This is a genomic window from Streptomyces asoensis, assembly GCF_013085465.1.
GTDB lineage: Bacteria > Actinomycetota > Actinomycetes > Streptomycetales > Streptomycetaceae > Streptomyces > Streptomyces cacaoi_A.
The window spans coordinates 9,038,014-9,050,508 of the sequence record NZ_CP049838.1 but is presented as its reverse complement, the minus strand read 5'-3'; the positions used below and the strand labels follow the sequence as shown (position 1 = coordinate 9,050,508).

11 protein-coding genes and 1 pseudogene are annotated in these 12,495 nt (G+C 71.4%); 6 read left to right on the top strand and 6 right to left on the bottom strand.

The annotated features are described in order from the left end of the window. Positions 1-7 precede the first annotated feature (7 nt). Both G9272_RS40240 and G9272_RS40235 read left to right on the top strand, forming a co-directional pair. Positions 8-1,354, top strand: coding sequence for an ABC transporter substrate-binding protein (locus G9272_RS40240; RefSeq protein WP_253268082.1), 1,347 nt, complete (start codon positions 8-10; stop codon positions 1,352-1,354). Positions 1,355-1,368: 14 nt separating this feature from the next. Then, positions 1,369-2,571, top strand: a complete 1,203-nt coding sequence (locus G9272_RS40235) for a Gfo/Idh/MocA family protein (RefSeq protein ID WP_171401143.1) — start codon at positions 1,369-1,371, stop codon at positions 2,569-2,571. Between the two features lie 49 nt (positions 2,572-2,620). Here the strand turns inward: G9272_RS40235 and G9272_RS40230 are convergent, their stop codons facing one another. Further along, the gene (locus G9272_RS40230; protein ID WP_171401142.1) at positions 2,621-3,316 is read right to left on the bottom strand and encodes a L,D-transpeptidase family protein; all 696 of its coding nucleotides are present in this window, start codon (positions 3,314-3,316) and stop codon (positions 2,621-2,623) included. 216 nt (positions 3,317-3,532) lie between these two features. On the opposite strand from G9272_RS40230, the pseudogene G9272_RS40225 reads away from it, so the two are divergent. Next, positions 3,533-4,921 (top strand): annotated as a pseudogene (locus G9272_RS40225) (pyridoxal phosphate-dependent decarboxylase family protein). On the opposite strand, the gene G9272_RS40220 reads toward G9272_RS40225, so the two are convergent. Then, the gene (locus G9272_RS40220) at positions 4,899-6,179 is read right to left on the bottom strand and encodes an MFS transporter (RefSeq protein ID WP_171401141.1); all 1,281 of its coding nucleotides are present in this window, start codon (positions 6,177-6,179) and stop codon (positions 4,899-4,901) included. The pseudogene G9272_RS40225 and the gene G9272_RS40220 sit on opposite strands and share 23 nt — an antisense overlap. Positions 6,180-6,279: 100 nt before the next feature. Here G9272_RS40220 and G9272_RS40215 point away from each other — a divergent pair, with 100 nt between their 5' ends. Further along, on the top strand, positions 6,280-6,816 hold the full coding sequence (locus G9272_RS40215; protein ID WP_171401140.1) for a hypothetical protein: 537 nt from the start codon (positions 6,280-6,282) through the stop codon (positions 6,814-6,816). Positions 6,817-6,820: 4 nt separating this feature from the next. On the opposite strand, the gene G9272_RS40210 is transcribed toward G9272_RS40215, so the two are convergent. The 3 genes from G9272_RS40210 to G9272_RS40200 form a co-directional block, all read right to left on the bottom strand. After that, entirely contained in the window at positions 6,821-7,735 is a 915-nt protein-coding gene (locus tag G9272_RS40210; protein ID WP_171401139.1) for an SDR family oxidoreductase, read from the bottom strand. A 137-nt stretch (positions 7,736-7,872) separates the two neighbouring features. Then, the gene (locus tag G9272_RS40205; protein ID WP_171401138.1) at positions 7,873-8,502 is read right to left on the bottom strand and encodes an MBL fold metallo-hydrolase; all 630 of its coding nucleotides are present in this window, start codon (positions 8,500-8,502) and stop codon (positions 7,873-7,875) included. After that, positions 8,502-9,587 carry an S-(hydroxymethyl)mycothiol dehydrogenase gene (locus G9272_RS40200; RefSeq protein ID WP_171401137.1) on the bottom strand — a complete coding sequence of 362 codons (1,086 nt, stop codon included), beginning with the start codon at positions 9,585-9,587 and terminating at the stop codon, positions 8,502-8,504. Before G9272_RS40200 ends, G9272_RS40205 begins: the two co-directional genes overlap by 1 nt. Positions 9,588-9,759: 172 nt before the next feature. On the opposite strand from G9272_RS40200, the gene G9272_RS40195 reads away from it, so the two are divergent. Further along, a complete protein-coding gene (locus G9272_RS40195; RefSeq protein WP_171401136.1) occupies positions 9,760-11,514 on the top strand; it encodes an ABC transporter ATP-binding protein in 1,755 nt (584 codons plus the stop codon). A 67-nt stretch (positions 11,515-11,581) separates the two neighbouring features. On the opposite strand, the gene G9272_RS40190 is transcribed toward G9272_RS40195, so the two are convergent. Then, entirely contained in the window at positions 11,582-11,878 is a 297-nt protein-coding gene (locus G9272_RS40190; RefSeq protein WP_171401135.1) for a hypothetical protein, read from the bottom strand. Positions 11,879-12,049: 171 nt separating this feature from the next. Between G9272_RS40190 and G9272_RS40185 the strand changes: the two genes are divergently transcribed. Further along, on the top strand, positions 12,050-12,415 hold the full coding sequence (locus G9272_RS40185) for a nuclear transport factor 2 family protein (RefSeq protein WP_171401134.1): 366 nt from the start codon (positions 12,050-12,052) through the stop codon (positions 12,413-12,415). The last annotated feature ends 80 nt before the right edge of the window (positions 12,416-12,495 follow it).

The window sequence follows — 12,495 nt, the reverse complement described above, 5'->3', positions numbered from 1 at the left end:
GACGGACATGCGGATACGGATGCGTACGGTCACCGCACTGGCCGGGGTGCTCGGGCTGTCCCTGGTGAGCGGCTGTGCCCAGGGGGGCGCCGGGTCGTCGGCGAACACGGTGACGTACTGGCTGTGGGACGCCAACCAGCAGCCCGCCTACGAGGCGTGCGCGAAGGACTTCGAGAAGCAGAACCCCGGACTCACCGTGAAGATCTCCCAGTTGGGCTGGGACGACTACTGGACCAAGCTCACCGCGAGCTTCATCGCGGGCACCGAGCCGGACGTGTTCACCGACCACATCCAGAAGTTCGGCCAGTTCGCCGACCTGAAGGTGCTGGAACCGCTCGACGACCTGGGCATCGACGACGCCGACTACCAGCCGGGGCTCGGCGCCAACTGGATGGGCCAGGACGGCCGGCGCTACGGCGCCCCGAAGGACTGGGACACCGTCGCCCTCTTCTACAACCGGAAGCTGGCGAAGGACGCGGGCCTCACCGCCGAGCAGCTGAACGGCCTCTCCTGGAACCCGAAGGACGGCGGCACGTTCGAGAAGGCCATCGCGCACCTCACCGTCGACGGCAAAGGCAGGCGGGGCGACGAGCCCGGCTTCGACAAGAACGACGTCAAGGTGTACGGCCTCGCCACCAACGGCGGTGGGGACGGCGACGGCCAGACCCAGTGGAGCACCTTCACCGCCTCCGCCGGCTGGACCTACACGGACCGGAAGCGGTGGGGCACGAAGTACCGGTACGACAGCAAGATCTTCCAGTCGGTCGTCAAGTGGTACTTCGGCCTGGCGAAGAAGGGCTACATGGTGCCCTTCACCGACTACAACTCCCAGTCCAACCAGGCCAACACCCAGGTGGCCGCGGGCAAGGCGGCCGCCGCCTTCGACGGCGCGTGGATGATCTCGTCGTACGACGGTTTCAAGGGCCTGGACATCGGCACCGCCGTCACGCCCGCCGGCCCGACCGGCAAGCGCGCCACGATGATGAACGGCCTCGCCGACTCGATCACCAGGAACGCCCGCAACAAGGCGGGCGCGAAGAAGTGGGTCGCGTACCTGGCGTCGGACGAGTGCCAGCGGACGGTGGGGAGTTACGGGATCGTCTTCCCGGCGACGCCCGACGGCACGAAGGCCGCGGTGGCGGCCTACGAGAAGAAGGGCATCGACGTCGGCGCGTTCACCGAACCGGTCGCCGACAAGAAGGACTTCGCCACCTTCTCCTATCCGATCACCAACTACGCGGCCGACGTGTACGCGCTCATGCACCCCGCCATGCAGGACATCTTCGGCAACGGCAGCTCCGTGAGCGGTCTCGACCGGACCAACAGCCAGATCAACCTGATTCTCGACCAGTGAAGGGCACGCCACCCATGACGTTCTCCCTCGGCATCGTCGGTGCCGGACAGTTCTCGGGCCAGTTCGCCAAGCTGTTCCTGGCCCACCCCGGCGTCAGCGACGTGTACGTCACCGATCTGCTGCCCGAACGCGCCGAGCGGCTCGCCGCCGATGTGGGCCTGACCGGGACGTTTCCTTCGTATGAAGCGATGCTGGCGTCCGAGGCGGTCGACGCGGTCGCCGTCTTCACCCAGCGCTGGACGCACGGCCCGCTGGTTCTCCAGGGCCTGGAGGCGGGCAAGCACGTGTACTCCGCCGTCCCCATGGCGATCACCACCGAGGAGATCGCGGCGATCATCGACGCCGTCAGGGCGACCGGGCTGACCTACATGATGGGCGAGACCAGCCAGTACAACCCGGCGACCGTGCACGCCCGCAACCAGATCGCGGAGGGCGCCTTCGGGCGGCTCTTCTACGCCGAGGGCGACTACGTCCACGACATGGACCTCGGCTTCTACGAGGCCTACCAGTACAGCGGCGGCGAGAACTGGAAGGCGACCGCCAGCTATCCCCCGCTGCTGTACCCGACGCACTCGGTGGGCGGCGTCCTGGGCGCCTGGGGGACGCATGCGGTGAGCGTGTCGGCGATCGGTGTCGTCGACGGGCGGGGGGACGGTGTCTTCGACAAGGAGGTCAGCCAGTTCGGCAACGACTTCTCCAACGCCACCGCGCTGTTCGAGGTGGCGGGCGGTGGTTCGTTCCGCACCAACGAGTTCCGGCGGGTGGGATACCCGTCCCACATCCGCGAGTCCCGTTTCCGCTTCTTCGGTACCGAGGCGAGCATGGAGCAGCTCGCGACGGTGGCGCTGTGGCAGGACAAGAACGGGGTGAAGGACATCAGTGAGCTGCTCGAACCCAAGCCCACACTGTCCCCCGACGACCCGTCGCTCCAGCACATCGCGCCCGATCTGCGGGCCGCCTTCACCTCGGGTTCGGCACCGGTGCACGACCGTGCGCGGCTGCCCCGGGAGTTCGACGAACTGCACAACGGGCACGAGGGCAGCCACCACTTCCTGGTGGACGACTTCGTGACCGCGGTCGGCACCCGTACACTGCCGTCCGTGAACGCCTGGGTCGCGGCCCGCTACACCCTGCCGGGCATCGTCGCGCACGAGTCCGCGCGGCAGGGCGGGGTCAGGCTGGAGATCGCGGACTTCGGGGACGTGCCCGGGGCGTGACGCCCGGGAAGGCCGGGCGCCCGCGCCGCCTCAGCGACCCTAGGTGGACTCAGGTGCCCGGCTTGCGGCCGTACACGAAGACGTCGTCGCCGTTCTTCAGCAGCGACCAGTACTTCTTGGCGGTCGTGGTGGTCATGTTGACGCAGCCGTGGGAGCCCGGCGGGTTCCACATGCTGAGACCGACCGAGTGGAAGGCCTGGCCGCCGTCGAAGAACTGGCTGTAGGGCATCGGCACGTTGTAGATGCTCGACACGTGGTCGATGTGCCGCCAGTAGATCTTCTTCAGGCCGGTGCGGGTCTCGTACCCGTTGCGGCCGGTACGGACCGGGACGGGCCCGTAGACGAGCTTGCTGCCGTCCTGGATCCAGCTGATCTGGAGGGTGAGGTTGACGCAGGCGATGCGACCCTTGTTGGTCGGGCACTTGCCGGCCTTGTTGGGCTTGTTGCCCACCGCCTTCTGCTTGTTCATGAGGTCCATCACGCCCCAGGTGACGGGCCCGGCGTAGCCGATGTTCGGGGTGATGCCGTGCTTGTTCTGGAAGGCCCGGATGGCCTTGCAGTCGGTGGTCGACTGCTTGCCGTCGACAGGCCGGCCGAGGAACTTCTCGACCTGCTTCTGGTACGGCCCGGCCGTCGTCGTACAGCTCGCGGCCTGCGCCGGCGCCGTACCCAGCACCAGCGTCAGCGGCGCGATCAGGCCGGTGAGCCCGAGCACGACGGCTCCTCGTCTGCGTATGTCCCCCATGGCTGCCCTCTCCCTGGCACAGTTGTTGCGATCTCTTCCTCCTAGACAGCTGGGCCCGGGCGTCGGTTGTAGGCCGACCCCGGCTGTGACAGAACGGTGAACTTCCCATCTGTCCCGACTGTCCGGTTCACACCGAGTTGCCGTGCACGGCCACCCGGTCCAGTTTCCCTCAATTGGATCGGGCGCCGCCCGGCGCCCCCCTCCTAGGCTCCCCGTATGCATCGCACTCTCGCCGGCGATCTCTCCCGGCTTCCCGAACTCCTCCAGTCCGCCCGTGACTTCGCCGTCCGTGAGGTGACCGGCCTGGCGGAGCGGCCGGTGGTCCGCCTCGACCGGGCGCCCGACCGGGCGGCCCTGCCCGACGAAGGCACCGGCGCCGAGGGCGCTCTCGCGCGGTTCGCCTAGCACTGGGCGCCCGGCTTCTCCGGCTCGGCCGGGCCGCGCTACCTCGGCTTCGTCACGGGTGGGGCGACGCCCGCGTCGGTCGCCGGGGACTGGCTGACCGGCGCGTACGACCAGAACGTGTCCGGGGCGGGCGGCTCGTGGGCGGCCGCGCTGGAGCGGGAGACGGTGGCCTGGCTGCGTGAGCTGTTCGGACTGGGCGAGGCGCACAGCGGGGCGTTCGTGACGGGCGCGACGGTCTCCACCACCGTCGGGCTCGCCGTCGCCCGTGAGTGGCTGGGCGAGCGGCTGGGGGTGGACGTGTCCCGGGAGGGCGCGGCCGCACTGGGGCCCGTGGAGGTGCTGTCGGGCAGCCCGCACTCCAGTGTCGCGAAGGCGCTCTCGGTGCTGGGCATCGGCCGGGACCGGCTGCGGCAGGTGCCCCTGCTCGGTGGCCGGGAGGCCGTGGACGTCGACGCGCTCGAGACGGCGCTGGCCGCGCTGGACGGGCGGCCGGCGGTCGTCGTGGCCAACGCGGGCACCGTCAACACCGTCGACTTCGACGATCTGCGGGCGATCGCGGCCCTGAAGGAGCGGTACGACTTCTGGCTGCACGTGGACGCGGCGTTCGGCGGTTTCGCCGCCCTCTCCCCCACGTACGCGCACCTCGTCGACGGGCTCGACGCGGCCGACTCGGTCTGCGTGGACCTGCACAAGTGGCTCAACGTGCCGTATGACGCGGCCGTGCAGTTCACCCGCCGCCGAGACCTCCAGGTCCGGGTCTTCCACAACGCCTCGCCGTATCTGGGACTGCCCACAGGCGAGCCCGACTTCGTCCATCTCACGCCGGAGAACTCGCGGCGGCTGCGGGCGCTGCCGGCCTGGTTCTCGCTGGTGGCCTACGGGCGGGCCGGGCACCGCGAGATCGTCGAACGGAGCGTGGACCTCGCGGCCCGGCTCGGTGCGGGGGTCGCCGCGCTGGACGGGCTGCGGCTGCTGGCCCCGGTGCGGCTGAACGTCGTCTGCTTCACCCTCGCCGACGACCCGACGCAGGCGCGGGTCGGCGCGCTCGCGGAGGCCGTGGCCGCGTCCGGGGAGGCGTTCCTGACGCCGACGGTGTACGGCGGGGTGCCGGCGCTGCGGGCGGCGTTCAGCAACTGGCGTACGTCCCAGGCGGACGGGGAGCGGGTGCTGGAGGCGCTCAGCGCGGCACTTTCCGGCTGATCGGCACCGTGACCCGCTGTTGCGGGAGCTCACGGCGGGCGCGGACCGGGGAGAGGAAGACGGGCAGGAAGTTCACCGCCAGCAGCGCGCCGCCCACCCAGAGGGCGGCCCGCACTCCGGCCAGTTCGCCGATGAGGCCGGAGACGGCGGCGCCCACGGCCAGCGCCCCGGTCAGGATGAAGCGGAAGGTGGCGTTCATCCGGCCCAGGAGGGCGTCCGGGGTCATCCGCTGGCGCAGGCTCACGCCGAGGACGTTGTCCACGCCGGTCTTGAACAGGGTCAGCACCCAGGCCGCCCCCGCGATCCACAGCCAGGGCCCCCGGCCGATCAGGGGCACGAGCAGGGCCGCGGGTGCCAGGACCAGCCCGGTGAGGCCGAGCGCCCGGCCGTGTCCGAGACGTCCGGCCAGCGGCCGGGCGCACCACGCGCCGAGCAGCAGCCCGAGCCCGCCCGCTCCCCAGAACAGGCCCAACGCACCTGCGGAGAGGTGGAGTTCACGGACGAACAGGATCGGCAGCATGGTGGTGACGATCTGCGAGCCGAAGTTGCTGAGGGCGGCGGTGAGCGCGAGCGCCCGCAGCTCCCGGTCGCCGAGTACGTGCCGTACGCCCTCCGCGATCTGGGCGCCCAGTCGGCTCTCGGGCGCCGGTCGGGGCGGGTCGTCGTCCGGCCGCAGTGCGCAGAGCTGGAGCGCGGAGGCGAGGTAGCCGCCGGCCGCGCAGAGCACGGCCACGGGTGCGGTGAGCAGTTGGACGAGTCCGCCGCCCGCGCCGCGTCCCGCGATGTTGCCCACGGCCATGAGGCTCACGACGGCCGTGTTGGCCCGCACCAGGGCGGCGCGGTCGACCAGTCGGGGCAGCACGCTCTGCGAGCCGACGTCGAAGAACACGGTCGCGCACCCGTTGAGAAGGACCACCGCGTACAGGTGGGCGAGGGTGAGCGCGTCGGACCACCAGGCGACGGGCACGGAGGAGAACAGCACGGCCCGGCCCAGATCCGCGCCGATCAGGATGCGGCTGTGCCGCGTCCGGTCCACCCAGACCCCGGCCGGCAGCCCGATGAACAGGAACGCGACCGTGCTCAGCGCGGCCAGGGCACCCACCTGTCCGGGACTCGCGTCGAGCGCGGTCACCGCGACGAGGGGTACGGCGACGTAGCTCACGTTCGTGCCGAGTTGGCTCAGCGCGGTGGCCGAGAACAGGACGCGGAAGTCGCGGACGCGCCAGGGTGAGGCGGCCCGCTCGGTGGGGGTATGCACGGTTGCACGCTGCCCGACGTTCTCCGGGCGGACAAGTGAAAAGATCTGCACGGGCCGTTAAGCGCCTCTACCACGTCAACAGGACGGAGATCGTGCGGAGATGTCCGCGTTCCTACAGCAACTCCCCGCTCTCATAGGGGTCGTGGTCGGCGCCCTCGGCTCGTATCTGGCGATCGTGCGCAGCGACGGGGCCAGGTTCCGGCGCGAGACGGCGGCCCGGTGGGAGGAGCGGCGGCTGAGCGTGTACGGCGAGTACGCGCGGGCGCTGAAGAAGTCGGTGAACCTGACCTACCGCGTCGCCTCCCACCTCGGCAACGACCCGCACCCGCACCCCTTGTCCCCCGCCCAGGCCGAGCCGCTGCTCGCGGAGGCGACCGACGGACGCGACCCGGCCGGAGAGGCGCTGATCATGCTGGGCAGCCGGGAGGTGGTGGAGCGGGCGCGGGTGTGGGTGACCACGGTGATGGAGATGGAACGGTTCATGCGCGACGGGACGCACGACCCGCAGGCCTGGCAGGCGCTGCTGGAGCGGCAGCGGGCCGGCCGTGAGGGCTACTACACGGCCGTACGCGAGGATCTCGCCCTGCCGCCGGGGCACCCGGCGCGCTGGGCGACCGCTCCGCTCTCCGACGCCTGAGTCCTCAGCGGTAGCCGGTGGTGTCCGCCGCCTTCCCGGGGTCCTGCACCTCGACCATGTAGCGCCAGGCGTCCGGGCGGCTGCCGTCGAGGTCGGTGAAGCCGTACACCGGGGCGAGGCCCCCGCTGGACAGGGACCGCCCGTTGAAGCGGGCCACGTCGGGGTCGGCGGCCAGGGCGGCGACCGCCCGGCCGACGTAACGTGGTGTCTCCGAGATGGCGAAGTGGGGGAAGCGGTCCAGGGCGTCCCGCCAGTTGTCCTCGCGTACGCCGAAGTGTTCGAGCATCAGCTCCGACCGCAGCCAGCCGGGGGTGAGCGCGACGGCGGTGGCGCCGCGCGGCCCGAGTTCGTGGCCGAGGGCGAAGGCCATGCGCAGGACGGATGTCTTGGCGAGGTCGTAGAAGAAGTTCACGCGATAGGTGTCACGGTTGTACTCGGTGGTGCCGTCGGTCATCTCGACGACCAGTCCGCCGGGCCGGCGCAGCAGCAGCGGCAGCGCGTGGTGGCTGGTGATCGCGTGGGTCTCGACGGCGAGCCGGAGCAGCCGGAGCCCGTTGTCCAGGTCGTGCTCCCAGACCGGGGTGTCCCACTCGAAGAGGTGCTCGGCGCCCCAGATGTCGTTGACGAGGACGTCGAGGCCGCCCTGCTCGTCCGCGACACGGTCGACGAGGGCGCGGACCTGTGCCGGGTCGAGGTGGTCGGTGGGCACGGCGATGCCCTGGCCGCCCGCCTCGGTGACCAGGTCGGCGGTGTCCTCGATCGTCTCGGGGCGGTCGCTCTCGGAGCGCCGGGCGCGGGTGGTGCGTCCCGTCACGTAGACGATGGCACCGGCCGCCCCCAGTTCCACGGCGATGCCGCGTCCCGCACCCCGTGTCGCCCCGGCGACCAGGGCGACCTTGCCTTCCAGCGGACCGGACATGTCCGACCTCCTGCGCGTGTTCCGTCGGTGTCGTCATCGAGGATCGATGGCGTGGACGAGGATCGCGCGGAAGCCGGACATCTCCTGTCACCTTTTGCCGGCCGGGTCACCCGGTCGGGCGCGGGCCGCGGTCGCCCTCAGTGGCCCCGGGCGATCCACTCCTCCAGGTGCGGCGCCTCCGCGCCGATGGTCGTCGTGTCGCCGTGACCGGTCAGCACCTTCGTCTCGGGCGGCAGGGCGAGCAGCCGGTCCCTGATGGAGGTGATGATCGTCGGGAAGTGGGAGTAGGAACGGCCGGTGGCGCCCGGTCCGCCCTGGAAGAGGGTGTCGCCGGTGAAGAGCACCCCGAGGCCGGGGTCGTGGAGGCAGACCGCGCCGGGCGCGTGCCCGGGGGTGTGCAGGACGGTGAGGTCGGTGCCGGCGGCCTCGATGACCTGGCCGTCGGCCAGGTGGGCGTCGGGCTCGCGGTCCGGGTGGGTGAGCTTCCACAGCGGCAGGTCGTCGGGGTGCAGCCAGATCGTGGCGCCGGTCGCGTCGGCGAGGGCGGGCGCGGCGGAGACGTGGTCGTTGTGGGCGTGGGTGCACACGATGGCCGTCAGCCGGCGGTCGCCCACGGCGGCCAGGATGGCGTCGGCGTCGTGCGCGGCGTCGATGACGATCGCCTCGTGGTCGTCGCCGACGATCCACACGTTGTTGTCGACGTCCCAGGTGCCGCCGTCGAGGCTGAACTGGCCGGAGGTGACGAGGCGTTCGATGCGCGCGGCCATCACAGCACCACCACCGAGCGCAGGACGTCTCCGTGGTGCATGCGCTCGAACGCCTGCTCCACCTCGTCGAGTCGAATGGTCTCGGTCACGAACGCCCCCAGATCCAGGCGGCCCTGGAGGTGCAGGTCGATCAGCATCGGGAAGTCACGCGAGGGCAGACAGTCGCCGTACCAGGACGACTTCAGCGCCCCGCCGCGCCCGAAGACGTCCAGCAGGGGCAGCTCGAGCTTCATCTCCGGCGTCGGCACGCCGACCAGGACGACCGTGCCGGCCAGGTCACGGCCGTAGAAGGCCTGCTTGTAGGTCTCCGGACGGCCGACGGCCTCGATCACCACGTCCGCGCCGAACCCACCGGTCAGCTCGCGGATCGCCTCGACGGGGTCGGCCTCCTTGGAGTTGACCGTGTGCGTGGCGCCCATCTTCCGGGCGGTCTCGAGTTTGCGGTCGTCGATGTCGACGGCGATGATCTTCGCCGCGCCGGCCAGGTTCGACCCGGCGATCGCCGCGTCGCCGACACCGCCGCAGCCGATCACGGCGACCGTGTCGCCGCGGCCCACGTTGCCGGTGTTGATCGCCGCGCCGATGCCCGCCATCACCCCGCAGCCCAGGAGCCCCGCCACGGCCGCCGACACCGACGCGTCGACCTTCGTGCACTGCCCGGCCGCCACCAGGGTCTTCTCCGCGAACGCCCCGATGCCCAGCGCCGGGGACAGCTCGGTGCCGTCGGTCAGGGTCATCCGCTGCTTGGCGTTGTGGGTGTCGAAGCAGTACCAGGGCCTGCCGCGCAGACACGCCCGGCACTGCCCGCACACCGCACGCCAGTTCAGGATGACGAAGTCGCCGGGCGCGACGTCGGTGACGCCCTCGCCGACCGACTCCACCACGCCGGCCGCCTCATGACCCAGCAGGAAGGGGAACTCGTCGTTGATCCCGCCCTGCTTGTAGTGCAGGTCGGTATGGCAGACCCCACAGGCCTGCACCTGCACCACGGCCTCGCCGGGACCGGGGTCGGGGATCACGATCGTCTCCACCCGTACCGGCTCGTTCTTCCCCGGCGCGATCACTGCGCGCACTTCCTGCGGCATGGTGCTGCCCCTTTCGTCGGCGTCATCCGTCCCGCTGCCGACCCTACGCGTGACTGATCGGTAAGGGCACGGGCGGCAGGGCCGACGCCCGCCCTGAACACGCCCTTCCCGGCCACACCGCGTCGCGGCCGACGTAGCCTGAGGCCTGCGACCCGACCTCCCGAGGAGCCCCGTGACCATCGCAGAGACCGCCGGCGGCCGGCCCCCGTGGCGGCTGTTGCTCGACTACGTACGGCCACACCGCCGGTCCCTGCTGGCGGGTGCGGCGCTGTCGCTGGTCACCGGCGCCACCGGGTTGCTCCTGCCCCTGGTGGCAAGGAAGTTGATCGACGACCTGGGCGACGACCGGTCGATATCGGGCGCGTTGCTCGCGCTGACGGCACTGGTAGTCGCCAACTCGGCGGTGGGTGCGCTGGGTTCGTTCGTGCTGCGGCGCACCGCGGAGTCGGTGGTGCTCGGCGCGCGGCGGGCGCTGTCCTCGTATCTGCTGCGGCTGCGGATCCCGGCCGTCGACCGGAGCGAGCCCGGCGATCTCATGGCCCGCATCACCTCCGACACGACGCTGCTGCGCGAGGTCACCACCGACTCTCTGGTGGGGCTCGGCACCGGCGGGCTCACGCTGGCCGCCACGGTCGTGATGATGGGCCTGGTCGACCCGGTGCTGCTGGGCGTCACGCTGGCCGTGATCCTCTGCGCGGGGACGGTCCTGGGCGTGATCGTGCCGCGGATCAACCGGGCGAGCCGCCGGGCGCAGGACGCGGTCGGCGTGATGGGCGCCTCGCTGGAGCGGGTGCTGGGCGCCCTGCGCACGGTGAAGGCGTCGGGCGCCGAGCACCGTGAGGAGGCGACGCTGCACGCGGCGGCCGAGGAGTCCTGGCGGCAGAGCGTGCGCGCCGCCAAGTGGTCGGCGGCCGCGGGCAACACGGCAGGACTGGCGATGCAGACGGCCTTCATCACCGTCCTCGCCGTGGGCGGGGCGCGGGTCGCGACGGGCGCCATCGAGATCGGCACGCTGGTGGCGTTCCTGCTGTACGTCTTCTATCTCATGTCGCCGATCCAGCAGGTCGTCGGCGCGATCACCCAGTACCAGACCGGTTCGGCGGCCCTGAGCCGGATCCAGGAGGCCCTGCGGCTGCCCGCCGAGCCGGCCTCCCGGCCCGAGCCGCTGCCCTCGCCCGCCGCCGAACCGGCCTCGCTGGACTTCACCGACGTCCGGTTCCGGTACGCCGACGATCTGCCGTACGTCCACCACGGGGTGACGTTCGCCGTGCCGGCCCGGGGCATGACCGCGTTCGTCGGCCCGTCGGGCGCGGGCAAGACCACGGTGTTCTCGCTCATCGAGCGGTTCTACGACCCCGAGTCCGGCACGATCGCCCTCGACGGGCGCGACCTCGCGGACTGGGACCTGTCCGGGTTGCGCTCCTCCATCGGCTATGTCGAGCAGGACGCCCCCGTGCTGTCGGGCTCGCTGCGCGACAACCTGCTGCTGGGGAACCCGTCGGCGGACGAAGACACCGTGCGGGGCGTGCTGAAGACGACCCGTCTGGAGGGCCTGGTCGAACGGCTGCCGCTGGGGCTGGACACCCTGGTCGGGCATCGCGGGACGAAGCTGTCCGGCGGCGAGCGGCAGCGGGTGGCCATCGCCCGCGCGCTGCTGCGCCACCCGAGGCTTCTCCTCCTGGACGAGGCGACCTCCCAGTTGGACGCGGTGAACGAGGCGGCGCTGCGCGACACCGTCGCCGACGTCGCCCGGACGACCACCGTCCTCGTCGTCGCGCACCGGTTGTCTACGGTCACGATGGCCGACCGGATCGTCGTCATGGACGCGGGCCGGGTCCGCGCGGTGGGGACGCACCGTGAGCTCGTGGCGGGCGACCCGCTCTACGCGGAGCTGGCAGCCACGCAGTTCCTGGCGACGGTCGACTGAGCGGGCCCGGACGCGAGTGGGGGCCGCCCGGTCGTCCGGACGGCCCCCGCGGGGCGAGGTGAGACGCTCAGCCGATCGCGGGCAGCAGCCCGGTCACGGGAGCGACGAGGTCGGTGACCTGGTGCAGCTCGTTCAGCTTCTCGAGCCCGCCGACCTTGTTGAGCTCGCCCAGCTGCCTGGACACCGGCGGGAGGTCGGCCCGGTACTCCGCGGGAATCTGGCTCGTGGCGACCGAGTCCAGCACGGTCATGGGGTTGAGTTGGCCGGTGGCCGGGGCTTCGGCCGCGCTCGCCAGGGGCGCCGCGAGGCCCGTGACCCCGGCGGCGAGTGCGGCGATTGCGGCGATGCGTCGAGTGGAGATCATGCCCTCAGCAACGCCACGGACGCCCTCGCGGACACGGGTGGGCGCCGGCGCTCACCCGACAGGCGGAGGTGACCGGCTGCGCTTGCCGAGCCCGGCCTGCCGGAGGAGCCTCGAAGGTGAGGGTCGGGCGGCCCGACCTCCCCTCGGCCGCGGCCCTCGGAGGAGGTCACCATGGGCACCGCCGCAGGCTCCGCGTTCGACACCGACACTCTGCGCAGAGGCATTGAGGAACAGACCGCGGCGACACTGCTGTCGCTCTACGCCGACGACGCGGAGATACGCGTCATCGACCACAACACCCAGCCCAGCCGGCCCAAGGTGCTGCACGGCCGGGACGAGATCGGCCGGATGCTCGACGACGTCTACAGCCGGGACATGACCCACAAGCTGGAGGAGTGCATCGTCCAGGGTGACCGCGCCGCTTTCAGCGAGTCCTGCCGGTACAGCGACGGCGTGCGCGTCCTCGCCGAGTCGATGATCACGTTGCGGGACGGCAAGATCGTCGAGCAGACCATGATCCAGGCATGGGACGAGTAGGGAGGAAGACCGCAGGGGTCCAGGTCACCTCCCGGCTGACCTGGACCTTTTCGGTGCGGGCCGGGCGGGGGCGGTCGCGT

Excerpts from the sequence above, each read along its gene's own strand:
- G9272_RS40240 (WP_253268082.1), top strand. The coding sequence starts at position 8 with ATGCGGATACGGATGCGTACGGTCACCGCACTGGCCGGGGTGCTCGGG.
- G9272_RS40235 (WP_171401143.1), top strand. The coding sequence starts at position 1,369 with ATGACGTTCTCCCTCGGCATCGTCGGTGCCGGACAGTTCTCGGGCCAG.
- G9272_RS40230 (WP_171401142.1), bottom strand. The coding sequence starts at position 3,316 with ATGGGGGACATACGCAGACGAGGAGCCGTCGTGCTCGGGCTCACCGGC.
- G9272_RS40215 (WP_171401140.1), top strand. The coding sequence starts at position 6,280 with ATGTCCGCGTTCCTACAGCAACTCCCCGCTCTCATAGGGGTCGTGGTC.
- G9272_RS40210 (WP_171401139.1), bottom strand. The coding sequence starts at position 7,735 with ATGTCCGGTCCGCTGGAAGGCAAGGTCGCCCTGGTCGCCGGGGCGACA.
- G9272_RS40205 (WP_171401138.1), bottom strand. The coding sequence starts at position 8,502 with ATGGCCGCGCGCATCGAACGCCTCGTCACCTCCGGCCAGTTCAGCCTC.
- G9272_RS40200 (WP_171401137.1), bottom strand. The coding sequence starts at position 9,587 with ATGCCGCAGGAAGTGCGCGCAGTGATCGCGCCGGGGAAGAACGAGCCG.
- G9272_RS40190 (WP_171401135.1), bottom strand. The coding sequence starts at position 11,878 with ATGATCTCCACTCGACGCATCGCCGCAATCGCCGCACTCGCCGCCGGG.
- G9272_RS40185 (WP_171401134.1), top strand. The coding sequence starts at position 12,050 with ATGGGCACCGCCGCAGGCTCCGCGTTCGACACCGACACTCTGCGCAGA.